The 21,480-nt window shown below is 69.1% G+C and carries 19 protein-coding genes; 3 read left to right on the top strand and 16 right to left on the bottom strand.

Features of this window, described 5'->3' with window-relative positions:
- Window positions 1-10: 10 nt before the first annotated feature.
- A complete protein-coding gene (locus C2U31_RS01950; RefSeq protein ID WP_103271299.1) occupies window positions 11-892 on the bottom strand; it encodes a LysR family transcriptional regulator in 882 nt (293 codons plus the stop codon).
- Window positions 893-996: 104 nt separating this feature from the next.
- Between C2U31_RS01950 and C2U31_RS01945 the strand changes: the two genes are divergently transcribed.
- Window positions 997-1,830 carry an aldo/keto reductase gene (locus C2U31_RS01945; RefSeq protein WP_103271298.1) on the top strand — a complete coding sequence of 278 codons (834 nt, stop codon included), beginning with the start codon at window positions 997-999 and terminating at the stop codon, window positions 1,828-1,830.
- A 24-nt stretch (window positions 1,831-1,854) separates the two neighbouring features.
- Here C2U31_RS01945 and lpdA read toward each other — a convergent pair whose 3' ends face one another.
- The 11 genes from lpdA to C2U31_RS01890 all read right to left on the bottom strand — a co-directional run bounded on the left by lpdA (window position 1,855) and on the right by C2U31_RS01890 (window position 14,098).
- On the bottom strand, window positions 1,855-3,252 hold the full coding sequence (gene lpdA / locus C2U31_RS01940) for a dihydrolipoyl dehydrogenase (RefSeq protein ID WP_103271297.1): 1,398 nt from the start codon (window positions 3,250-3,252) through the stop codon (window positions 1,855-1,857).
- 8 nt (window positions 3,253-3,260) lie between these two features.
- Entirely contained in the window at window positions 3,261-4,532 is a 1,272-nt protein-coding gene (locus C2U31_RS01935) for a pyruvate dehydrogenase complex dihydrolipoamide acetyltransferase (protein ID WP_103271296.1), read from the bottom strand.
- Between the two features lie 9 nt (window positions 4,533-4,541).
- Window positions 4,542-5,057, bottom strand: coding sequence for a VOC family protein (locus C2U31_RS01930; RefSeq protein ID WP_103271295.1), 516 nt, complete (start codon window positions 5,055-5,057; stop codon window positions 4,542-4,544).
- Window positions 5,054-7,237, bottom strand: coding sequence for a thiamine pyrophosphate-dependent enzyme (locus C2U31_RS01925; RefSeq protein ID WP_103271294.1), 2,184 nt, complete (start codon window positions 7,235-7,237; stop codon window positions 5,054-5,056). The genes C2U31_RS01930 and C2U31_RS01925 overlap by 4 nt, the downstream gene beginning before the upstream one ends.
- Window positions 7,238-7,272: 35 nt before the next feature.
- Window positions 7,273-8,061, bottom strand: a complete 789-nt coding sequence (locus tag C2U31_RS01920; RefSeq protein WP_103271293.1) for an SDR family NAD(P)-dependent oxidoreductase — start codon at window positions 8,059-8,061, stop codon at window positions 7,273-7,275.
- Window positions 8,062-8,093: 32 nt separating this feature from the next.
- Window positions 8,094-8,816, bottom strand: a complete 723-nt coding sequence (locus C2U31_RS01915; protein ID WP_103276217.1) for an ABC transporter ATP-binding protein — start codon at window positions 8,814-8,816, stop codon at window positions 8,094-8,096.
- Window positions 8,817-8,884: 68 nt separating this feature from the next.
- The gene (locus tag C2U31_RS01910; RefSeq protein ID WP_103271292.1) at window positions 8,885-9,637 is read right to left on the bottom strand and encodes an ABC transporter ATP-binding protein; all 753 of its coding nucleotides are present in this window, start codon (window positions 9,635-9,637) and stop codon (window positions 8,885-8,887) included.
- Entirely contained in the window at window positions 9,634-10,914 is a 1,281-nt protein-coding gene (locus tag C2U31_RS01905) for a branched-chain amino acid ABC transporter permease (RefSeq protein WP_103271291.1), read from the bottom strand. The genes C2U31_RS01910 and C2U31_RS01905 overlap by 4 nt, the downstream gene beginning before the upstream one ends.
- On the bottom strand, window positions 10,911-11,852 hold the full coding sequence (locus tag C2U31_RS01900) for a branched-chain amino acid ABC transporter permease (protein ID WP_103271290.1): 942 nt from the start codon (window positions 11,850-11,852) through the stop codon (window positions 10,911-10,913). Before C2U31_RS01900 ends, C2U31_RS01905 begins: the two co-directional genes overlap by 4 nt.
- A 139-nt stretch (window positions 11,853-11,991) precedes the next feature.
- Window positions 11,992-13,227, bottom strand: a complete 1,236-nt coding sequence (locus C2U31_RS01895; protein WP_103271289.1) for a branched-chain amino acid ABC transporter substrate-binding protein — start codon at window positions 13,225-13,227, stop codon at window positions 11,992-11,994.
- A 70-nt stretch (window positions 13,228-13,297) separates the two neighbouring features.
- A complete protein-coding gene (locus tag C2U31_RS01890; RefSeq protein ID WP_103271288.1) occupies window positions 13,298-14,098 on the bottom strand; it encodes a shikimate dehydrogenase in 801 nt (266 codons plus the stop codon).
- Window positions 14,099-14,265: 167 nt separating this feature from the next.
- Between C2U31_RS01890 and C2U31_RS01885 the strand changes: the two genes are divergently transcribed.
- Both C2U31_RS01885 and C2U31_RS01880 read left to right on the top strand, forming a co-directional pair.
- Window positions 14,266-15,003 (top strand): SDR family NAD(P)-dependent oxidoreductase, encoded by a 738-nt coding sequence (locus C2U31_RS01885; RefSeq protein ID WP_103271287.1) that lies wholly within the window; start codon window positions 14,266-14,268, stop codon window positions 15,001-15,003.
- A gap of 134 nt (window positions 15,004-15,137) precedes the next feature.
- Window positions 15,138-15,884 (top strand): FadR/GntR family transcriptional regulator, encoded by a 747-nt coding sequence (locus tag C2U31_RS01880; RefSeq protein WP_103271286.1) that lies wholly within the window; start codon window positions 15,138-15,140, stop codon window positions 15,882-15,884.
- 15 nt (window positions 15,885-15,899) lie between these two features.
- Here C2U31_RS01880 and C2U31_RS01875 read toward each other — a convergent pair whose 3' ends face one another.
- The 4 genes from C2U31_RS01875 to thpR all read right to left on the bottom strand — a co-directional run bounded on the left by C2U31_RS01875 (window position 15,900) and on the right by thpR (window position 21,201).
- Complete coding sequence (locus C2U31_RS01875) at window positions 15,900-17,237, bottom strand: NAD(P)H-dependent oxidoreductase (RefSeq protein WP_103271285.1); 1,338 nt, start codon at window positions 17,235-17,237, stop codon at window positions 15,900-15,902.
- Between the two features lie 95 nt (window positions 17,238-17,332).
- On the bottom strand, window positions 17,333-19,633 hold the full coding sequence (locus C2U31_RS30410; protein WP_158658288.1) for an autotransporter domain-containing protein: 2,301 nt from the start codon (window positions 19,631-19,633) through the stop codon (window positions 17,333-17,335).
- Window positions 19,634-20,060: 427 nt separating this feature from the next.
- On the bottom strand, window positions 20,061-20,621 hold the full coding sequence (locus C2U31_RS01855; protein ID WP_103271282.1) for a 5'-3'-deoxyribonucleotidase: 561 nt from the start codon (window positions 20,619-20,621) through the stop codon (window positions 20,061-20,063).
- 43 nt (window positions 20,622-20,664) lie between these two features.
- A complete protein-coding gene (thpR, locus tag C2U31_RS01850; RefSeq protein WP_233772599.1) occupies window positions 20,665-21,201 on the bottom strand; it encodes an RNA 2',3'-cyclic phosphodiesterase in 537 nt (178 codons plus the stop codon).
- Between the last annotated feature and the right edge of the window lie 279 nt (window positions 21,202-21,480).

Here is a 21,480-nt window from a genome sequence, read left to right as displayed (position 1 = left end):
GCGTGCGCGGCTACATCCGCGCCGCGATGAAATCCAGGAAGCAGGCGATGCGCCGCGACAGCTGCGTGTTGCGGTAGTAGACGGCATTCAGCGGCTGCAGGTAGTCGGTGTAGGCGTGTTCCATCACCTTCACCAGCCGGCCGTCGGCCAGCTCGTCGCGCACCATGAAGTCGGACAGGCAGGCGATGCCCACGCCGCGCAGCGCCAGCTGGTACTGGGTCTCGCCGCTGGAGGTGGCCAGCGTGGGGGTGATGGCGAAGCTGGAGCCGCCCGCGTGGCGCAGCGGCCAGACGTTCAGGCTTTCCGGCTGCGTGAAGCCCAGCAACTCGTGTTGCAGCAGTTCGTCCACGTCCTTCGGCTCGCCCCGGCGCGCGATGTAGTCGGGACTGGCCAGCAGCCAGCGCGGCGCGGGGCGCAGCGGGCGGGCGTGCAAGGTGGAGTCGGTCAGCGGACCGGCGCGCAGCGCCACGTCGCTGCGGTGTTCCATCAGGTCGACGATACGGTCGTTGCTGGTCAGCTCCAGCGTGATTTGGGGATAGGCGCGGCGGAACTCGGCCACATGCGGCACCACGCAGTGCAGCATCACCGGCGCCGAGGCGTCCACGCGCAGCCGGCCGGCGGGCTGCTGGTGCACCATGCGCATGCATTCCTCGGCCTCTTCCAGCGATGCGACGATGCCGCGCGCCTTCTGCAGGAACAGCGCGCCTTCCTCGGTCAGCTCCATGCGCCGCGTGGTGCGGGTCAGCAGGGTCACGCCCAGGTCTTCCTCCAGCCGCGACAGGCCGCGGCTGACGCCGGACGCGGTCTGGCCCAGCATCTCGGCGGCCGCGCTCATGGTGCCCGCGTCCACCACGGCCAGGAACAGGCGCAGGGCGTCGGAATTCAGGGACATTCGTGACTCCAAGGCATAAGTATTGTGAGTTTATCGGTGTTTTTCTCAATGATCCATGCGCGCAGAATGTGCGGCCATTGAGATACCCGCTGGAGCAAGACCGAATGATCCCCACCAAACCCCTGGGCCGCGACGGCGCCGAGATTCCCGCGCTGGGCCTGGGCGTGTTCCGCATGCCTGCCGAGGACACCGCCCGCATGACCCGGACCGCGCTGGAGCTGGGCTACCGCCATATCGACACCGCGCAGATCTATGGCAACGAGGCCGACGTGGGCCGTGGCATGGCCGAGGCCGGCGTGCCGCGCGACCGGATTTTCCTGACCACCAAGGTCTGGGTGGACCACTACCGGACGCCCGACCTGCTGCGCTCGGTCGAGGAAAGCCTTGCGCGGCTGCGCACCGATTACGTGGACCTGCTGCTATTGCACTGGCCCGGCGACAAGGCGCCGCTGGCCGAGCAGATCGATGCGCTGAACCAGACCGTATCTTGCGGCTGGGCGCGCCACATCGGTGTCAGCAATTTCAACATCAAGCTGATGCGCGAGGCCGCCGCCCTGAGCGCCGCGCCGCTGGTCACGAACCAGATCGAGTTCCATCCCTACCTGGACCAGGACGCGGTGCGCGCCGAGGCGGCCGCGCTGGGCATGACGGTGACGGCCTATTTCGGCATGGCGGACGGCAAGGTGCTGACCGATCCCGTGATCGGCGAGATCGCCGCGCGCCTGGGCAAGACGCCGGCGCAGATCGCGTTGCGCTGGCTGGTGCAGCAGGACAACGTGGTGACGCTGACCAAGACCTTGCAGCGCGACCGCGCCGAGGCCAATGCGCGCGTGTTCGACTTCGCGCTGTCCGCCGACGACATGGCGCGCATCGCCGCGCTGGCGCGTCCGGACGGTAGGCTGGTGTCGCCGGACGGGCTGGCGCCTGCTTGGGATTGATCGCGTGTTATCGGGCGGCCGCGTTCAGCCGTGTAGCGCCCGCCCGAAGGCCGCCAGCACCGATTCGTGCAGCGTTTCCGACAGCGTCGGATGCGCGAACACGGTGTGCATCAGGTCTTCCTCGGTGGCTTCCAGCGCGGTTGCCACGCCGTAGCCGGTGATCAGCTCCGAGGCTTCCGGGTGGATGATGTGCGCGCCCAGCAGCTCGCCGGAGCGGGCATCGAACACGGTCTTGACCAGGCCCTGGTCCTCGCCCATGGCGATGGCCTTGCCGTTGCCGGCGAAGGTGAACTTGCCCACGCGGATCTCGCCGCCATGCCTGGCGGCATGCTCGCGCGCGCGCGCCTCGGTCATGCCGATGCTGGCCACTTGCGGGTGCGAGTAGGTGCAGGCGGGAATGCGCAGCGGGTCGATGGCGTGCGCCGGCTTGCCGGCGATGGCTTCCACGCACAGCACACCTTCATGGCTGGCCTTGTGCGCCAGCCAGGGCGCGCCGGCCACGTCGCCGATGGCGTAGACGCCCGGCTCGCCGGTGCGGCACAGGCCGTCGGTGACGATGTGGCTCTTTTCCACCTTGACGCGCGTGCCTTCCAGGCCCAGGTTCTCGACGTTGCCGACGATGCCGGCCGCGACGATGACGCGCTCGACTTCCAGTTCGCTGCGCTTGCCCTGCTGTTCCAGCGTGACCTTCACGCCGGTGGCGGTGGGGCTGGAGGCCGTGACGGCGCACTGCGTCAGCACGCGGATGCCTTGTTTCTCGAAGGCCTTGCGCGCCAGCTGCGAGATCTCGGCGTCTTCCTGCGGCAGGATCTCGGCGGTCATGTCGATCAGCGTGACGTCGGCGCCGACCGCGCGATAGAAGCTGGCGAACTCCGCGCCGATGGCGCCGGCGCCCACCACCAGCAGCGACTTGGGCACGGCGTCTGGCACCAGCGCCTGGCGATAGGCCCAGATGCGCTCGCCCAGCGGCAGCGCCGGCAGCTCGCGGGCGCGCGCGCCGGTGGCCAGGATGATGTGGCGCGCCGACAGGGTGCCGCCGTTGTCCAGCGCCAGCCTGCCGGCGCCGGCGAGCCGGGCGCTGGCCTGGATCACCGTCACGCCGTTCTTCTTCATCAGGTGCGCCACGCCCTGGCCCAGGCGGCCGGCCACCTTGCGCGAGCGCGTCACCATGGCGGGCAGGTCCGGGCGCGCGGCGTCGGCGCCGGTCACGCCATAGTGCGCGGCCTCGCGGCAGGCGCGCAGCACCGTCGCGCTGTGCAGCAGCGCCTTGGTGGGAATGCAGCCCCAGTTCAGGCAGATGCCGCCCAGCTCGGCGCGCTCGACCAGCGCGGTCGACAGGCCCAGCTGCGCGGCGCGGATGGCGGCCACGTAGCCGCCGGGGCCGCCGCCCACCACCACCACATCGAAACTCGTCTTGGTCATGGCGGGGCTCACAGCAGGATGCGGACGGGGTTTTCGATGCGGGCGCGGAACGCGGCCAGCCACTGCGCGCCGACGGCGCCGTCGACCACGCGGTGATCGGCCGACAGCGTCACCGTCATGACGGTGGCGGCTTCCAGCTCGCCGTTCGGGCCGACCACGGGGCGGCGCTCGGCCGCGCCCACGGCCAGGATGGCGGCCTGCGGCGGATTGATGATGGCGGCGAACTGCTTGATGCCGTACATGCCCAGGTTGCTCACCGTGAGCGAGCCGCCGGTGAATTCCTCGGGCTTCAGGCGGTTGACCTTGGCGCGGCCGGCCAGCTCGACGATCTCGGCGGCGATGGCGGACAGCGACTTGTCGTCGGCGTCGCGCACGATGGGCGTGACCAGCCCGCCCTCGGTGGCCACGGCCACCGAGATGTCGGCGCCGGCGTGGTATTCGATGGCGTCGTCCTGCCAGCTGGCGTTCACTTCCGGCACGTCGCGCAGCGCCTGGGCGGCGGCGCGCACGATGAAGTCATTGACCGACAGCTTGATGGCGCCGGCCTGGTTGGCCTGCGCGCGCAGCGCCAGCAGCGCGTCCATGCGGCAGTCCACCGTCAGGTAGAAGTGCGGCACGGTCTGCTTGCTTTCGCTCAGGCGGCGGGCGATGGCGCGGCGCATGCCGCTGTGCGGCACGCGGCGGCCGGCGGCGCGCGGCGCGGCGGCTTGCGGCTGGCCGGCGGCGGGCGTGGCGTTGCGCGCCGCTTCCACGTCGCGGCGCAGGATGCGGCCGTGCGGACCGCTGCCCGCGACGCGCGCCAGGTCCACGCCCCATTGCGCGGCCAGGCGACGCGCCAGCGGGCTGGACAGGCGGCGGCCGCCGGCCGAGGCCGGGACGGCTTGCGCGGGCGCGGCGGCCGTGGCGGGCGCGCAGGTCGCGGTGGCGGCGCAGCTCGAAGAGGCGGGGGTTGCGGCAGCCGGTGCCGGGGCGGCCGGCGCTGCGGCCGGGGCCACGCCCTGTTCGGCCAGCGCGCGCTCGATGGCGGAGGCGTCCTCGCCGTCGGCCAGCAGCACGCCCAGCACGGTGTTCACCGGCACCGACGAGGCGCCGGCGGCGACGACGATGCGGCCGAGCACGCCGGCGTGTTCGGCGTTGATCTCGACGATGGCCTTCTCGGTCTCGATTTCGGCCAGCGCGTCGCCGACGGCGACCGTGTCGCCTTCCTGCTTGAGCCACTGGTGCAGATTGCCGCCCGAGGTGTCGGCGGCCACGGAGGGAAGCTTGATGAGGTATGCCACGTTGATGTCCTATTCAGCGGCGGCGGCCGTGTCGGGCTGGAGGTCGGGTCGATAGGCGGCGGGGTCGTCGTACTCCACCAGCTCCAGCACATTGCCTTCGGGATCGCGGAAGAACGCCAGCCAGGTGCCGGGGCGCACTTCCATCGGCGCGGGCGCGCTGTCGAACGTCACGCCCCGCGCTTGCAGCTGGCGCACCACGCCGGGCAGGTCGCGCACGATGAAGGTGAGGTAGGTGGCGCCCTGGCGGTCCAGGATGGCGCCGGCGGCCGGGCGCGGCTGGGGCGCCACGGCGGGCTGCAGCAGCTTGACACGCTCGCCGTAGCTGGTCTGCAGCCGCGCCACGTCGTAGCCGGCCGAGGTCAGGCCGGTGGCGGCCGCCTTGTCGGCGGGCACGCTCACGCGGTTGACCAGCGCCAGGCCCAGCACGCCGGTGTAGAAGGCCAGCATCCCGTCCAGGTCGGCGCAGCAGATGCCGACTTCCATCGGCACCGTCATGCGCAGGCGGGCCTGTTCGGGCGCGTTCATGCCTGCTCTCCCAGGTCGGCCAGCACGTCGGCCAGGCCGGCCATGACTTCCTCGGTGTCGGCGAAGGCGGCGCGTTCCAGCACCTTGGAGATGCTGGGCGAGGCCTCGCCGCCCGTGACGCGCTTGACGGGCTGGTCCAGCCAGTCGAACCAGCGGCGCTGGATCTCGTCGGCCAGCATGGCGCCGTAGGACGTGCCGCGCGCGCCCTGTTCGACGATCAGCACGTTGTTGGTCTTCTTGATGCTCTCGCCGATGGTGTCCCAGTCCAGGCTGGCGCGGTCCAGCGTGCGCAGGTCGATGATCTCGGCGTCGACGCCGGCGGCCTCGGCGGCCTTGAGCGCGCGGCTGACCATGGACAGGTAGGTCAGGATGGTGACCTTGCCGCCCTGGCGGCGCACCTGCGCCTTGCCGAAGGGGATGGCATAGTCCAGGTCGCCCGTCGGCACCTCGCCCGACGAACCGTACAGGTCCACGTGCTCGATCACCAGCACCGGATCCTTGGAGGCCAGCGCGGTGTTCATCAGGCCGACGTAGTCGTAGGGCGTGGACGGGGCCACGATGCGCCAGCCGGGCGCGGTGGCGAAGATGCCGGCCGGGTCCATCGAGTGCTGCGAGCCATAGCCCGTGCCCATCGCGACCTTGGTGCGCAGCACGAAGGGCACGTCGATGTCGCCGCCGAACATGTGGCGGGCCTTGCCGATCTGGTTGAAGACCTGGTCGGCCGCGACCCACATGAAGTCGGGGTACATGAACTCGACGATCGGACGGTAGCGGCCGTCCATGGCCAGGCCGCCGCCCAGGCCGGCGAAGGCGTTCTCGGAGATCGGGGTGCCCAGCACGCGGTCCGGATACTTGTCCTTCAGGCCGCGCGTGGCGCCGTTGGTGCCGCCTTTCAGGCGGTGCACGTCCTCGCCCAGCACCACCACGCCGGGATCGGTTTCCATGCGGCGGTCCAGCACGTCGGCGACGGCGTCGACGAACTTGCGCTCGACGCGCTCGCCGGCGTGTTCCGACGCTTCCTGGTAGCGCAGGCCGGCCAGTTCCGAGCCGTCGCTGCGCAGGCCCACGTCGCGGAAGTCCGGGCTGGGCCACAGGTCGGCGCGCACGCGGCGCTTGCCGCCGTCGGCGGCCTCGGTCAGGCGGCCGGCCACGTCCTTCATCACGTCCTTGCAGCGCTGGCGCAGGGCGTCGACTTCGGCCTGGGTGATCAGCTTGCGGCCGATCATCTCGGCGGCGACCTTGTCCAGCGGGTCGCGGCGGCGCCATTGCGCTTCCTCGTCCTTGCTGCGGTAGCCGAAGGCGCTGCCGGGGAAGGGGCCGTTCTGGTGGAAGTAGCGGTACACGTCCACTTCGACGATGGTCGGACCCTTGCCGGCGCGCATGTGCGCCACGGCTTCCGACATGGCCAGGTACACGGCCAGCGGATCCATGCCGTCCACCTGCCACGACGGGATGTTGAAGGCCAGGCCGCGCGCCGACAGGCGCGGTTCGGCGGTGGATTCCTCGACCGTGGTGGACACCGCGTAGCGGTTGTTCTCGATGAAGAAGCACAGCGGCGTCTTCCAGGCCGCGGTCAGGTTCATGGTTTCCAGCACCGAGCCGATGTTGACCGCGCCATCGCCGAAGTAGGTCACGGCCACGCGGTCGGTGCCGGCGTGCTTGTGCGCCCAGCCCGCGCCGGCGGCCAGCGGCACGCCGCCGCCGACGATGGCGTTGGTGCCCAGCGCGCCGGCTTCGAGCCAGCGCAGGTGCATGGAGCCGCCACGGCCTCGGCAATAGCCTTGCGCCAGGCCCATGATCTCGGCCAGCGTGCGTTGCAGCACTTCGTCGACGGCGGCGTTGATCGGGTTGCGCGGGTCCAGCCCTTGCGGCGCGACGTGTTGCAGCGCCTTGGCCAGGAACTGGTGGTGGCCGCGGTGCGAGCCGTTGATCTGGTCGCCGGCGCCCAGCGCCAGCACCGAGCCGACCGCGCCGCCTTCCTGGCCCACGGACGAGTGCGCCGGGCCGTGCACCAGGCCTTCGGCGGCCAGTTCCAGCACCGCTTCCTCGAAGGCGCGGATCCAGTGCAGCTGCGTCAGCATGTTGGACAGCAGCGCCGGATCGGCCTGTTGCCAGTCCTTGGCGTCGACCGTCAGTTGGCGCCAGGGCGCTTGCGGCGCAAGCGGGTGATGGGTGGCCATGAGTGAATCTCCAGAAATGTCGGGCGTGAAGTGTTTTAGAGGTAGCTGTAGCGGCTCCAGCCGCCGTCTGCCACCAGGGTGTGTCCGGTGATGTAGGCGGCCTGGCGCGAGGCCAGGAACACCGCCAGGTCGGCCATTTCGGCCGGCTGCGCCAGGCGCCGCAGCGGCGTGCGCTGCTTCAGCCGTTCGGGGTCGAGGCGGCCGCGCGCGGCCAGGTCGCGCACCAGATCGGTCTCGACGTAGCCGGGCGCCAGCGCGTTCACGCGCACGCCCAGCGGGCCCCATTCCACGGCCAGCGTCTCGGTCAGCAGCACCACCGCGCCCTTGGTGGCGCAGTAGGCCGCGCGGTCGGGCGCGGCCACCACGCCGTACATGGAGGCCAGGTTGATGATGCAGCCGGCGCCGGCCGGCACCATGCGGCGGCCGGCGGCCTGGGCGCACAGGAACACGCCGGTCAGGTTGATGTCCACGGCGCGGCGCCATTCCTCGGCGCTGACTTCCAGCGTGGGTTTGTTGGCCGAGATGCCGGCGTTGTTGACCAGCACGTCGATGCGGCCCCAGGCCTGTTCGACCTGGGCGAAGGCGCGTTCGACCGCGTCGGCGTCGGTGACCGAGGCCTGGCAGGCCAGGGCCTCGCCGCCCTCGGCCTGCAGGCCGGCCACGGCGACGGCCAGCGCGGCCTCATCCATGTCCAGCAGGGCCACGCGCGCGCCCTGGCGCGCGAAGGCCTGGGCGGCGGCGTAGCCGATGCCCTTGGCGCCGCCGGTGATGACGACGGTCTGGCCGCGCAGGTCGGCGTACACGGTGTCGGGAGTCTGTTGCAAGATGATTGCCTATGAAGGTTGTGGGCGGCGGCTCAGACCGCCAGCCATTCCTGGACCACGTCCTGGCGCTGCTGCAGCTCGGCGGGCGGTCCTTCGAAAACGATGCGGCCGTGGCCCATCACGCTGACGCGGGTGGAGACCTTCAGCGCGATGGTCAGCTTCTGCTCGACCAGCACCACCGACACGCCGCGCTGGTGGATGTCGCGGATCACGTCGGCGATCACTTCCACGATCTTGGGCGCCAGGCCCTCGGTCGGCTCGTCGATCAGCATGACCTTGGGATTGCCCAGCAGCGAGCGACACATGGTCAGCATCTGCTGCTCGCCGCCCGACAGGTTGCCGGCGCGGGTGCCGCGCCGTTCCTTCAGGCGCGGGAAGTAGTCGAACATCTGCTCGACGGTCCAGAACGGCGCGTCGGCGCGGCGCGGCTGCTCGCCCATGCGCAGGTTCTCGTCCACCGTCAGGTTGGCGAAGACCTCGCGTTCCTCGGGCACGAAACCCAGACCGGCGCGGGCGATCTCGAAGGGGCGCTTGTTGGTGATGTCGCGCCCTTCGATGCGGATCTGCCCGCCGGTCACGTCCACCAGGCCCATGATGCTCTTCATGGTGGTGGAGCGGCCGGCGCCGTTGCGGCCCAGCAGGCTGATGACTTCGCCTCGGCCGATGGCCAGGTCGATGCCATGCAGGATGTGGCTCTTGCCGTAGTGGGCGTGCACGCCCCGAAGGCTGAGCAGTTCCCCGGTTTGCGCGCTCATCGCGTCGTCCTTCGCGCTGTGCGCGTTGTTGTTCCCCTTGGAGGCGGCGGGATGGGTGGCGTGCTGGCTCATACGGCTTCCTCCCCGAGATAGGCCTCGCGCACGCGGGCGTCGCCACGGATCTCGGCGGGCGTGCCGGTGGCCAGGATCTCGCCGTACACCAGCACGCTGATGCGGTCGGCCAGCGAGAACACTACCTGCATGTCGTGCTCGACGATCAGCAGCGTGCAGTCGCGCGTCACGTCCTTGATCAGCTCGACCGTGTAGTCCACTTCATGCTGCGACATGCCGGCCATGGGCTCGTCCAGCAGGATCACGCGCGGCCGCGAGGCCAGCGTCATGCCGATTTCCAGCGAGCGCTGTTCCGAATAGTTCAGGTCGCCGGCCGCCACGTGCTGGCGCGGTGCCAGCCGCACCTTTTCCAGCAGGCGGTCCACGTCTTCGTTGACGGCGCGGTTGCGCGCGATGGGACGCCAGAAGGTGTAGACCAGGCCATGCATGCGCAGCACCGCCAGCCGCAGGTTCTCGCGCACCGACAGGCGCGGGAACACATTGGTGATCTGGAACGAGCGCGCCAGGCCCAGGCGGTTGATGCGCTCGGGCGCCAGGCCGCCGATGGCGCGCGATTGCAGGCTGATGTCGCCGGACGTCGGCGCGAACGAGCCCGACATCAGGTGGAACAGCGTGGACTTGCCGGCGCCGTTGGGGCCGATGACCGCGTGGCGTTCGCCGGCGCGCACCGCCAGGTTCACGCCGCGGATGATCTGCGCGTCGCCGAAGGACTTGCGCACGTCGGTGAGGGTGAGGATGTCGTGGTTCATTGCGCCGTCTCCAGGGCGGGGGCGGCCGGGTCGCCGTCGCGCCACAGCGCCAGCGCCCAGCGGCAGGCCACGAGGCCCGCGACCAGCAGCGCCAGCGGAATCAGCCAGGTCGACAGCGCCAGCGGCGCCCAGTCGCGGCCGAACAGGGAAATGGCCGGCCAGCCGGCGTCGGGGTTCAGGGCCAGCAGCGAGCGGTAGTCGCGGGCGAACATGCGTTGCAGCAGTTCCACCGTGAAGACCGTGCCGGCCGTCAGCAGCAGGCCGCCGGCCGTCGATACGGCGGCGCGCGGCAGCCAGTCGGCCAGTCCGCGCTCGCGCAGCGAGCGGGCGGCGCGCTGCACCAGGCCGACCAGGCCGTCCGGCACGAACAGCATCACCAGCACGAACAGAATGCCCTGGTACAGCAGCCACGAGCGGGTGATGTCGGCCAGCGTCTGCGACAGGAAGGTCAGGATGGACGCGCCCAGCACCGGACCCAGGAAGGCGTTGACGCCGCCGATGTAGGCGAACAGCACCGCGTCGGTGGACAGCTTGACGTCGAACAGCACGTAGTTGCCGGCCTCGATGTTGAGCGCCTGCAGGCCGCCGGCGATGCCGGCGAACATGGCGGACAGCGCGAACACCAGCGTCTTGAGCGTGTGCGGACGGTAGCCCAGGTAGCGCAGGCGGTGCGCGTTCTCGCGCAGGCCCAGCGTGAGCCGGCCCAGCGGCGTGCGGGTCAGGCCGTACAGCGCGGCCAGCGATACCAGCACCCAGGCCAGCACCAGGAAATAGACCTCGATGTCCGAGCCGAACGAGAAGCCCCAGGCCGGCATGCGCATGGCCGACAGGCCGGCCTCGCCGCCGAACACGCCCTTCAGGTGCGGCGCCAGCGCGTGCAGCAGCTCGGCCAGGGCCAGCGTGATCATCGAGAAATACACGCCCGACCGCATGGCGGCGAACCAGCCCGCGACCAGCCCGAACAGCAGGCCGGCCACGCCGCCGACCAGCGGCATCAGCGGCGTGGGCAGCAGCCCGGCGCCGCCCAGCGCGTTCATGGCATGAATGGTGGCGAAGGTGCCGACGCCGAAGTAGGCGGCGTGGCCGAAGGACAGCATGCCGCCCTGGCCGGCCAGCAGGTTGAAGGCGCAGGCGAACAGCGCGGCGATCAGCATCTGCACCGCGGCCACCAGCTGGCCCGCGGGCAGCAGCCAGGGCAGCGCGCACAGCGCGGCCACGCACAGGATCAGCAGCAGCGCGCCCGAGGCGCGGCGGGCATGGGTTGTGGATTGGCTCATGCCTGTTCTCCCTTCAGGCCCGAAGGCTTGACCAGCAGCACCACCAGCATCAGCAGGAAGGGCAGGGTCGCCGCCAGGCTGGATATCTTCACCGTCATCAATCCGCCCACGCTCTCGGCCCACTCGCCGGCGCCGAACAGGCCGAACAGCGTGGCCAGGCTGGCGTCGATGCCGACCGAGAATGAGCTGATCAGGCCGATCAGCAGCGAGGCGATCATGGCGCCGCCGAGCGAGCCCAGCCCGCCCACGACCACCACCACGAACACCAGCACGCCCAGTTCCAACGCCATGTTGGGGTTGGTGGTGTAGAAGGCGCCGGCCACCGCGCCGGCCAGGCCGGCCATGGCCGCGCCCACGCCGAACACGCTCATGAACACCAGCGGCACGTTGTGGCCCAGTGCCTCGGCCATGCGCGGACGATAGATGGCCGAGCGCACCACGATGCCGACGCGGGTGCGCGACAGCAGCAGGTAGATCACGCCGAACATGACCAGCGACACGCCGCCCATCAGCAGGCGGTAGAAGGGGTAGTCGGCGTCGAACACGCGGAAGGCCGCGAAGTTCAGGAACTGCGGCACGCGGTAGTCGACCGGGAAGTCGCCGTAGAACAGCTTGACCAGCTCGGCCACGATGAAGGCCAGGCCGAAAGTGACCAGCAATTCCTGCGCGTGGCCGAACTTGTGCACGCGGCGCAGGAAGTAGCGCTCCACCGCCATGCCCAGCGCGCCCGAGATCACGGTGGCCAGCGCCAGCGCGGCCCAGAAGCCCGTGACCGGGGTCAAGGTATAGGCGGCATAGGCGCCTATCATGTAGAACGAAGCGTGCGCGAAGTTCAGCACGCCCATCATCCCGAAAATCAGTGTCAGGCCTGCCGACACCATGAACAGCAGCAGGCCGTAAATCACGCCGTTCAACAGCGAGACGGTAAAGTATTCCATGTCCGCTCCATAAATCCTGCGCGCGGGCGCGATGCGCCGCGCGATCCATCGCGCCCTGTTGTGGCCGGCCCCGCGCCGGCGGGCGTTTTTTCCTGCGGGTCCACGGACGGGCCGCGAGCGCGGCCCGCCCCCAGCCGCATCAGTTCGGGCGGACCATCTTGCACGTGGATTGCACCGGCGCCGACACGTCGGCGGCGCTCAGCACCTTGACCGGCTCGAAGCCCATGTCGGTGTCGTCGGCCTTGTACTTGGCGTTCTTGCCGACCTTGGAAACCACCATCGGCAGCTGCACCTGGTGGTCCTCGGCGCGCATCGTGTAGGTGCCCAGCGGCGAGGTGTAGGTGACCTTCTCCAGCGCCTTGGCCAGTTCCGGCACCGACAGCTTGCCGTCCTGCGGCTTGACCTGCTTGAGCGCCTCGCCCAGGAAGGTGACGCCGATCACGGTCTGCGGTTCGGTGTAGCTGGGGTAATGGCCGGTCTTGGCCTTGTAGTCCTCGGCGAACCTGGCGCCTTCGTCGCCGGCGGCCTCGATGTTGTACGGGTGGGCGATGTAGTGGCCCAGCGCGACTTCGCCGGCGTTGGCCAGGTTGCCCACCTGGTCCAGGAACACGGTGGCGAAGCGCACCTTCAGGCCGGCGGCCTGGGTGGCCTTCATCAGCAGCAGCAGGTCGTTGGACCAGTTGCCGGTGATGACGGTGTCGGGATTGGCCGAGCGGATGCGCGCGACATACGGCGCGAAGTCCTGGATCTTGTTGACCTCGTGCAGGGTCTTGCCGACCACTTCATAGCCGTACTGCTTGGCGAAGCGCTCGGTGGCGCCTTCCATGTCCTGGCCCCAGGAGTAGTTCTGGTTGATGGCGTAGACGCGCTTGCCCAGCGTGCCGTCGGCCGACATGACCGAGGTCAGCGCCTTGACGCGCAGGTCGGCGTTGGTGGCGAAGCGGAAATGGTAGAAGTGGCACTTCTGGCCGGTCAGTTCCAGCGCCTCGCCGCCCACGTTCAGGAACAGCACTTCCTTGCCCGGATTGCGCAGGTTGTGCTTGCGCACGTCTTCGGTCAGCTGGCCGGAGATCGCCGACGAGGAACCCTGCACCAGGATCTGCACGCCCTCGGCGGCGGCCGCGCGGAAGCGGTCGGACGCGCCCACCGGGCCGCCCTGGTTGTCGAACTCGACCAGTTCCAGCGGCTGGCCGTTCCAGCCGCCGGCGGCGTTGATGCGGTCCAGCTGGTACTTGACCGCGGCGCGGAAGATCAGGCCGGTCGAAGCCTGCGGGCCGGACAGCGTCTCGATCAGGCCGATCTTGACGGGCGCGGCCTGCGCCGAGGCGGCGATGCCGGCCAGGCACAGCAGGCCGGTGGTGAAAGCCAATTTCATGCGTGTCTCCTCCGTGGAACGGGAGTGTGGTGAATCCGTGGATCAAGCGAGCGCGCTGGCGGGGCGGACCCTAGCGCGGCTCCGGTATGCCCAGGTAGCGGGCAATCTCGGCGATCTGTCCTTCCAGCATGTGCAGGCCGGCGTGCGTGCGCAGGCCGCGCGCGGCGGCGGCGCGCAGCAGCGGCGTGTCGACGCGGCTCATCACGGCGTCGGCCACGACCGCGCCGGCGGGCAGCGCATCGAGGGGGAAGGGCAGGGGATCGGTGTCGGACAGGCCCAGCGAGGTGGCGTTGACGGCGATCTCGCAATCGGCGCCAGGCGCGGCGTCGGCCAGCTGGATGTCCAGCGCGGGATAGGCGGCCGACAGGCGCGCGGCGAATTCGCGGGCGCGTTCGGGGGAACGGTTGTACAGGTCCAGGCGGGCCGGGCCGGCGTCGGCCAGGGCACAGGCGATGGCCTTGCCCGCGCCGCCCAGGCCGGCCAGGTAGACGCGGCGGCCGGCGGGCTCATGGCCCTGGGCGCGCAGGCCGGCCACGAAGCCCAGCCCGTCGAAATTGCCGCCGGCCAGCTTGCCGTCGCGCAGGCGGATCGCGTTGACGGCGCCGATCAGGCGCGCGGCCGGCGTGATCTCGTCGCACAGGACGGCGGCCTGTTCCTTGTGGGGCACGGTGACGACCAGCCCGCCCAGGTTATGCAAGCCGCGCAGGCCGGCGAACAGCGCCGGCAGGCCGTCGGGCGAGACGTGGAAAGGGACCATGACGCCGTCGGCGCCGCGCTCGCGCAGCAGGGCGTTGAGCCGCTGCGGCGTCTTGACGTGCGCGATCGGGTCCGCCGCGATCGCGTATACGGTTGTGCTGCCGGTGATTTCCACCTGATTGTCCCCTGCCTGTCCTGCGGCTTGGCGCCGTGTTTTCTGATCCGCTTGCCTGTTCGCGCCAAGTGATTTACGCTTTCAGGCAAGTTGTCAGGCAACTTTATTAAGTTGTCCGATAAATCATAGGGCAAGCGTTTTTGCCGTGTCAAGCAGACGGAGACAAGATGATTTCATTCGAACAGCAGGTGATCGCCATCACGGGCGCGGGCAACGGCATCGGGCTGGCCACGGCCAGGCTGATGGCCGCGCACGGCGCGCGCCTGGCATTGACCGACATCGACGGCGCGCGCCTGGCGCAGGTGGCGGCCGAGCTGGATCCCGGCGGCGAGCGCGTGCGCGCCTACGCGCTGGACGTGTCGTCCTCTGCCGACTGTGACCGGGCGCTGGCCCAGGCCGCGCAGGACTTCGGCGGGCTGGACCACTTGGTGCACTGCGCCGGCATCTATCCGGAAAGCCTGGTGCGCGACACCACCGACCAGGGCTGGAAAAAGCTGATGGGCGTGAACCTGGACGGCACCTTCTACGTCTGCCGCGCCGCCGAGCGCCACCTGCGCGAGAACGGCTCCATCGTGCTGCTGACCTCGCTGGCGGCCCAGCGCGGCAGCTACGCGCACGCCGCCTATTCGGCGTCCAAGGGCGCGGTGCAGAGCTTCACCCGCAGCCTGGCGCTGGAGCTGGCGCCCAAGGTGCGCGTGAACGCGGTCGCGCCCGGCATCATCGCCACCTCCATGACCAACGACCTTATCGGCCAGAAGGGCGACCAGCTGCTGGCCAGCACGCCGCTGCGCCGCTTCGGCTCGGCCGAGGAGATCGCCGGCCCGATCGCCTTCCTGTGCTCGCCGCTGGCGGCCTTCGTGACCGGCGAGGTCATGCAGGTGAACGGGGGCATCTATATCGCGTAAAGTGCAGTGCGGCGGCGCCCGGCATCCCGGCAAACCCTATACTTTTCGCAGGCGTGCGCCGCAACAGAACGTCGAGACATTCCTATAAGCCCAAGGCGGCCGTCCCGCGAGCCGCCGAATCTTCACGTTTCCCTATGCAGCCCAGTCAAGATCAGGATTCCGCGCGCGCCGCGCCCCGCAGTTCGTTGTCCGCGTCAGTGGCCGATGCCCTGGCCGAACAGATCCGCCAGGGCGCGCTCGCGCCCGGCGACCGCTTGCCCACCGAGAAGCAGCTGACCGAGATCTACGCCGTCAGCCGCGCCGTGGTGCGCGAGGCCCTGGCCCGCCTGAAGTCCGAGGGCTTGGTCACCTCGCAGCAAGGCAGCGGCGTGTTCGTGGACCCCAACTTCCAGAAGAACGCCTTCCGCATCGCCGCGCCCGCGCCGGGCGACAGCCAGGAGCTGGAACACATCCTGGAACTGATGCTGTCCATCGAGGTGACGGCGGCGCGCTACGCCGCGCAGCGCCGTGGCGACCAGGACCTGAAGAAGATGAAGCAGGCGCTGGTCGGCATGGAATACGCGCTGGTCAACGACAAGCTGGGCGACGAAGAGGACTACCAGTTCCACCTCGCCATCGTGCAGGCCACGCACAACCCGCACCTGGTGGCGCTGAACGACTACCTGGAAGCCAATGTGCGCCGCGTGATCCGCAGCGCGCGCAACAACACCGCGCGCATGTACACCGAGCGCATGGCGGCGGTGCAGAGCGAGCATCAGGCGATCTTCGCGGCCATCGAGGCGGGGGATCCTGATGCCGCCGGACGAGCGGCGGAACAGCATCTGCGCAATGCGGCGGATCGGCTGCGGCTGTTCCAGGCGGAGCGTCCGGCGCCGGTTTGAGGCGCGAGGCTCGTCCTACGCGAAGATCTGCTCCATCTCCCGCCGGAAGCGCAGGGCCGTGGACTGTTCGTCGTACTCCACATCGCGCCAGCGTATCGGCTGCGACTGACGCACGGCATGCTTGAGCTTGACCTGGTGCGACAGGCCCAGCGGCAGGTAGCCTTCCTCGACCGAATCGCGCGCCGGCATCAGCCGGCCATACACCGTGTAGCCGCCTTCGCCGTCCAGCGCCTGTCCGGCGGGCAGGTCGCGCTTGGCGGTGGCCACCACGTCGCCATGCCAGCCGGCCGGCGCGCCGGTGGGTTCGCGGCGCAGGCCGACGCTGGCCACGCTGACGCCCAGCTCCAGGCCCAACAGGTGATGGGGCTTGTACATGGCGGTGTAGTTGCCGCCGGGGTCGGTGACCAGTCCGTATTCCTTGAAGCAGCGGCGCACGTAGTCGCTGTCGGCCGCCAGCGTCACGTACACGCCCCAGCGCAGGTCGCGGAACACCGGCCGGCCGTCGCGCTCCAGCGAGGACACCACTTCCACCTGCCCGCGATGGTGCAGGATGCCGCCGTCCTCGCGCGGCCGCAGCACGCGCGCCAGGTCGTCCACGCCGCAGGGCGGGAAGTGCAGGCCGGACGGCGAGGGCTGCAGGCCGGTGGCGTTGGACACGGCGGCCATCTCGATGGCGCTCTTGGTGCCATCCAGGAAGCTGTTGAACATCTGCGCATTGAAGTCGCCGGCGGCCACCATCTCGGCGGTGAAGCCGTAGTACGGCCAGACCGTGTCGGGCGTGGAAGTATGGAATTCCGGCAGGTACTTGGTGCCCTTGCCGGCGGCCATGACCTCGAAGCCGCAGGCGCGCGCCCAGTCGACCATTTCGCAGATCAGCGCGGGCTGGTCGCCGTAGGCCAGCGAATAGACGATGCCGGCCTCGCGCGCGCGGCGCGCCAGCAGCGGGCCGGCCAGCGCGTCGGCCTCGACGTTGACCATGATGATGTGCTTGCCGTGTTCGCAGCAGGCCAGCACGTGCTCGATGCCGGCGGCCGCCTGGCCGGTCGCATCGACCACGATCTCGACGTCGGGGCTGGCGATGACGGCATCGGTGTCGTCGGTGAAATAGACCTTGCCGTTCTTGAGCGCGTCGGCGGTGCTCTCGGCGTTGAGCGCGGCCGCCGGCCAGCCCACGCGGGTCAGCGCGGCGCGCGCCCGTCCTGGCGACAGGTCGGCTACCGCCACCAGGCGCAGGCCGGGCGTTCGCGCGGCCTGGCTCATGAACATGGAACCGAACTTGCCGGCGCCCAGCAGCGCGACGCGCAAGGGTTTCTTGTCGGCTTCCCGCTGCTTGAGCAGGCGATGCAGATTCATGGAAACGCTCCTGTACAGGGCATGTCGCCGTACAGGATAGATCCAAATCATGACCGCTGGATAGCATCCGTCCGCGCCGGCCATCGGGGCTGGGATCAGAACGTGCCGCTGATGCCCACGGTGACGCCGACATCGATTTCCCGGGTGGCGGTGCGCCCGACGTAGGGCGTTACGCCGATGCGCAATTTAGGGTTCAGCGCATAGGACGCGGTGCTGGACAGGCGCGCGCGGGTACGGGTGAAGTCCGAACCGATGTCGAGTTTGCCGACGTGCTCGGCCCGGGCGACGACGCGAGGGCCTTGGCTGGAAAGATCCTGTTCGAGCTCGGCGTTGAGCGACCAGGTCAGCTTGGGCGACAGGGGTTTGGAGTAGGTGGCGCCGACATAGGCGGTGGTCAGGCGGTAGGAAGCGTCGGCATAGGTGAAGGGGAAGGCTGCGTTGTCCTCGGTATAGCCGGCCATGCGCAGGTCGCTGCGGCGCAGGCCGCCGTAGTAGCGCAGGGAAGCGGCGCGGTTCAGGGCGTGGGTGCGACCCAGCTCAAGCGAGGCTTCCCAGCCCTTGATGCGGCTGTTGCCGGATCCGGCCTCGGTGTAGTCCATGACCTTGCGGGTGCGTTCGATGCCTTGGGTATTGGCGGCGACGGCGCCGCGCAGATACCAGCGGTTGCGGGCATTGCCGCCTTGCCATTGGGCATGGAGGCCGACGCCCAGGCTGCCGCCCTTGCGGTCCAGGCTGCCGGGCAGGGGTGACCCGAGGGCTGTGGCCAAGGAGACGCCGGCGGAGATACGCTCGGTGAATGCGTACCCGAGCGAGACGCCGGAAAGCGCGTGGGCGTTCGAGCCGGCCTTGCCCAGGTCATTCATGAGGGAGTAGCAGGCCTTGCCAGGGGTGAAGGCGCTACAGCCGCGTTGCAGGCGGCCCAGGGCCAGGCGCTGGGTTTCAAAGGTGGAGAAGGTGTCGTTGGCCAGGCTGCCGACGGTCTGGACGGTATTGTCCACATCGACCATGAGGATGCCGTCGTCGTCGCCGTCGCCGGGGGCCGGTCCAGGTTCAGGTTCAGGTTCGGGCTCAGGTTCAGGTCCATCTCCCGGATCCGGCGTTGGCTCCGGGAGCTTCCACAAGACGGCATGCATATTGCCGTCGGGGAGTCGGGATGTGCCGACAACGACGGTGCCGTCGGCGGAGATGGCCGTGGCTGCGCTATGGTTGCCTCCCAGGGCACCCAGGGCGGTGGGCGTCGTGGCGCCATTGATCCAGGCCACGGCCTGCGTATCCGAATAGTCCGAGTATGACGAGCCAACAATGACCGCGCCGTTGGCGGACAGGGCGGTGGCGGTGGTGGAGTCGTATCCATGGAGCGATCCCAGATCCGTGGGAGTGGTCGCGCCCTGGCTCCATGACACCGCGTGCGTGATGTCCGGGTTGGCGCCGAAATTGGCGTCGCCAATAATCACCGAACCATCGGCGGACACGGCGGTGGCGATGGATTCCGTGCCGCCTTCGAGCATGCCCAGATTGGTCGGGGAGGTCGCGCCGTTGGTCCAGGAGACGGCCTGTCGGTCGTGGTTATTGAATAGCCCGGACCAGCCCACGATGACGGCGCCATTGGCGGAAATGCCGGTCACGCCGGAAGACTGGCCGTAGCTGACGCCCAGGTCGGTCGCGGTGGCGGAGCCATTGGTCCAGGTGACGGCGTGCTGCACGAAACCGCTGAAGGAGGATCCCGCGATGACCGAGCCGTCGGCGGAGATGAGATCGGCGGTGGAGTTCGAGTCGCCTGGAAGCGCCTGGAGGTGCGTGGCCATGGTCGAGCCATTGCTCCACGAGAGCGCCTGGTAGCGGTACGACTGGAGGCTTGCGTCCGATCCGGCCGCGTTGCCGATGATCACCGAGCCGTCGGCGGAAACTCCGGTCGCTTCCGAGGCGAGGTTGTCGATGCCGTGGTGCAATTGGATCGCCGTGTAGGTGGGGGCATTGATCCAGGCGGTCGCCACCATGGCGCCTGACGGTAGTTGGCCGTATCCGACGATGATGCCGCCATCGGCGGATACCGCTGCGGCATGGGTGTTCTTGCCGCCATGCGCTTCCAGGAGCGTCGGGTTGGCAAGACCATCGGTCCAGACGATGCTGCGGTACCAGCACTCGTTCGATCCCGGCGCGGTGAGCACGCAGGTTTGTCCCAAAATCGTCTTGCCATCGCTGGAGATGGCATCGGCCATTCCCCACGAGGTGTGGTCGTAATGCGGACCCAGGTCGTGCGGCGTTGCTTCTTCCGCGGGATTGCGATGCGCGGTCGTAGTCGCGGTCGCGGCAGCGTCTTGCTGGGCGTATGCCGGGGGCAGCAGCAGGAAACCGATCAGTAGCGATAACGGGCGTTGGCGGAATTGAAATTCCATCTGAATTACCTACCTGTCTTTGTATGAACTTTCCTGGCGCGTCAGCGGTGGGCGCGTTCCGGCACGGGCGATGCCACCGCAGCCGGGTTCTCGTGCGCGTCATGCCTGTTTGCGGGGAAAAGGGAAAGTCTTGAGACTAGATAGGAGTGCTACGAAAAATAATAAGAAAAATCTTAAATGACCGAATTTAATTGTTAGATTTAATTTTCTTGTCAATTGGTGTTTACCAGATTTCTCGGCGTTCGCTGCGTTCGGGCGATCGCGTGTCGCCGCGTGCGCGGGCTTGCCTGTGTCAGGCCGGTAGCGGGCAGAAAAAATGCCGGCCTGCCGGGCCGGCATCTGGTGGCGCTCACCCGTGGTGGCTTGCGCCTGGTCCTGACATTCAAGGGCGAAAGTCGTCAGGCTGACCCATCTGAGGAACCGCGCGCTAAGCGTCCGCCGCGTACAGCTCGCCCGCCAGCACGTTGCGCCAGTTGCTCCAGGTGATGCGGGGGCGGTCGGTCACGTCGCGGTTGTAGGGCGCGTCGAACAGGATGTGTTTCCAGCGCGGCTTGACCGCGCCCTGGATGTGGGGCTTGTCGTCGATCAGCAGGTTGCCGTGGACCAGGGTCTTGTCCTTGGTCAGCACCAGCCGGTTGGTGGCGTCGCGGCCCAGGTGCTTTTCCACCCATAGATATTTCTCGGCCACGCAGTTCTCGAATTGCGACAGCGGCGAGGTGCAGATGCGCACGTCCATGCCCAGCGCCAGCAGTTCCTTGACGGCGTCCAGCGCGCCGGGCACGGGCGGCAGGCTGCGGATGAAGCCGGGCGCGGTGTAGATGGCTTCGGCCTTGGCGCGCAGCTCGGGCGCGTAGTCCTCGCGGATGTAAAAGGACTTGCGGTCGTCGAAGGCCACCGGCGCGATGTCGGGATGGCGAGCGCGCCAGGCGTCGATGAAGGCGTGTTCGAAGTCGGCGAGCACGCCGTCTTGGTCGAGCAGGATGATCATGGGGATCCCGGGTCGTTGCGACCCGCAGATTGTGCCAGAGCGCTCAGTCGGCGGGCTGGGGGTGGGGTTGCGGGCGGGATTGGGCGACGACGCGGTAGCGGCTGCCGTCCTGCCGCGATTCGGAGGCGACGAGCACCATGCGGTCGTAGTGCCAGGTCAGCGATTCGGGGGCTGCTTCCGGGGCCTTGGCGGGGTCGATGTCGCGCAGCAGGGTGACGTGGGGGCGGAACGGTTGCGCGGGCGCTTGCACGCCGTAGCCGGACAGCCAGAGCCACAGGCCATCGTGGATGGCTTGCAGGTCGTCGGGGGTGCGGGAGGGGCCGGCCCAGAGGATGCGCTGGCGGTTGAAGACGCCGTACTGGTCGAGCGTGAGGGCGCCGGGTTCAAGGCGATGCACGGGCGTGGCGTCGATCAGTTCCTCGGCGGTTTCCATGTCGATGTTGCCAAGGAAGGCGAGCGTCAGGTGCAGGGTCTCGGTGCGCATGATTCTGCCGCCGGTGGCTGGGCGGGCTTGCTCGGCCCAGCTGGCCAGGGAAGTGGCCAGGGTGGGGGCGGGCCAGAGGGCGTAGAAGAGGCGCATGGTGGACATATGGTGGGGGATTGTATGCCTCGTTTCGGGGTTTTTGGTTCTTGTCTGTGTGCGTGGGCGGTGTGCTTGTCGCGGGTGCTTTTGAGTTCTTCAGCCGCCCGTCGCGTCGAGGGCGCGGGGCGCGCGGGGCAACGATTGCGGTCCGGAGCCTTCGCTCCGGACTTTCCCTTCGTCATCCTCGTTGCCGCCTGCCGGCGGCTGCCTTCGGATTCCCTCGGGCGCATCGACGCCCCGCGCACCCCGCGCCCTCGCCACGCCAGGCTCGCGGAT

Origin of the sequence: Achromobacter sp. AONIH1, assembly GCF_002902905.1 — a bacterium.
In the GTDB taxonomy this organism is placed as follows: Bacteria; Pseudomonadota; Gammaproteobacteria; order Burkholderiales; family Burkholderiaceae_B; genus Achromobacter.
This window is presented reverse-complemented; position numbering and strand designations above follow the sequence as displayed.

Excerpts from the sequence above, each read along its gene's own strand:
- C2U31_RS01910 (WP_103271292.1), bottom strand. The coding sequence starts at position 9,637 with ATGAACCACGACATCCTCACCCTCACCGACGTGCGCAAGTCCTTCGGC.
- thpR (WP_233772599.1), bottom strand. The coding sequence starts at position 21,201 with ATGCGCCTCTTCTACGCCCTCTGGCCCGCCCCCACCCTGGCCACTTCC.
- C2U31_RS01855 (WP_103271282.1), bottom strand. The coding sequence starts at position 20,621 with ATGATCATCCTGCTCGACCAAGACGGCGTGCTCGCCGACTTCGAACAC.
- C2U31_RS01945 (WP_103271298.1), top strand. The coding sequence starts at position 997 with ATGATCCCCACCAAACCCCTGGGCCGCGACGGCGCCGAGATTCCCGCG.
- C2U31_RS01875 (WP_103271285.1), bottom strand. The coding sequence starts at position 17,237 with ATGAATCTGCATCGCCTGCTCAAGCAGCGGGAAGCCGACAAGAAACCC.
- C2U31_RS01930 (WP_103271295.1), bottom strand. The coding sequence starts at position 5,057 with ATGAACGCGCCCGAACAGGCCCGCCTGCGCATGACGGTGCCGATGGAA.
- C2U31_RS01880 (WP_103271286.1), top strand. The coding sequence starts at position 15,138 with ATGCAGCCCAGTCAAGATCAGGATTCCGCGCGCGCCGCGCCCCGCAGT.
- C2U31_RS01950 (WP_103271299.1), bottom strand. The coding sequence starts at position 892 with ATGTCCCTGAATTCCGACGCCCTGCGCCTGTTCCTGGCCGTGGTGGAC.
- C2U31_RS01900 (WP_103271290.1), bottom strand. The coding sequence starts at position 11,852 with ATGGAATACTTTACCGTCTCGCTGTTGAACGGCGTGATTTACGGCCTG.
- lpdA (WP_103271297.1), bottom strand. The coding sequence starts at position 3,252 with ATGACCAAGACGAGTTTCGATGTGGTGGTGGTGGGCGGCGGCCCCGGC.
- C2U31_RS01915 (WP_103276217.1), bottom strand. The coding sequence starts at position 8,816 with ATGAGCGCGCAAACCGGGGAACTGCTCAGCCTTCGGGGCGTGCACGCC.
- C2U31_RS01885 (WP_103271287.1), top strand. The coding sequence starts at position 14,266 with ATGATTTCATTCGAACAGCAGGTGATCGCCATCACGGGCGCGGGCAAC.
- C2U31_RS01905 (WP_103271291.1), bottom strand. The coding sequence starts at position 10,914 with ATGAGCCAATCCACAACCCATGCCCGCCGCGCCTCGGGCGCGCTGCTG.
- C2U31_RS01895 (WP_103271289.1), bottom strand. The coding sequence starts at position 13,227 with ATGAAATTGGCTTTCACCACCGGCCTGCTGTGCCTGGCCGGCATCGCC.
- C2U31_RS01925 (WP_103271294.1), bottom strand. The coding sequence starts at position 7,237 with ATGGCCACCCATCACCCGCTTGCGCCGCAAGCGCCCTGGCGCCAACTG.
- C2U31_RS30410 (WP_158658288.1), bottom strand. The coding sequence starts at position 19,633 with ATGGAATTTCAATTCCGCCAACGCCCGTTATCGCTACTGATCGGTTTC.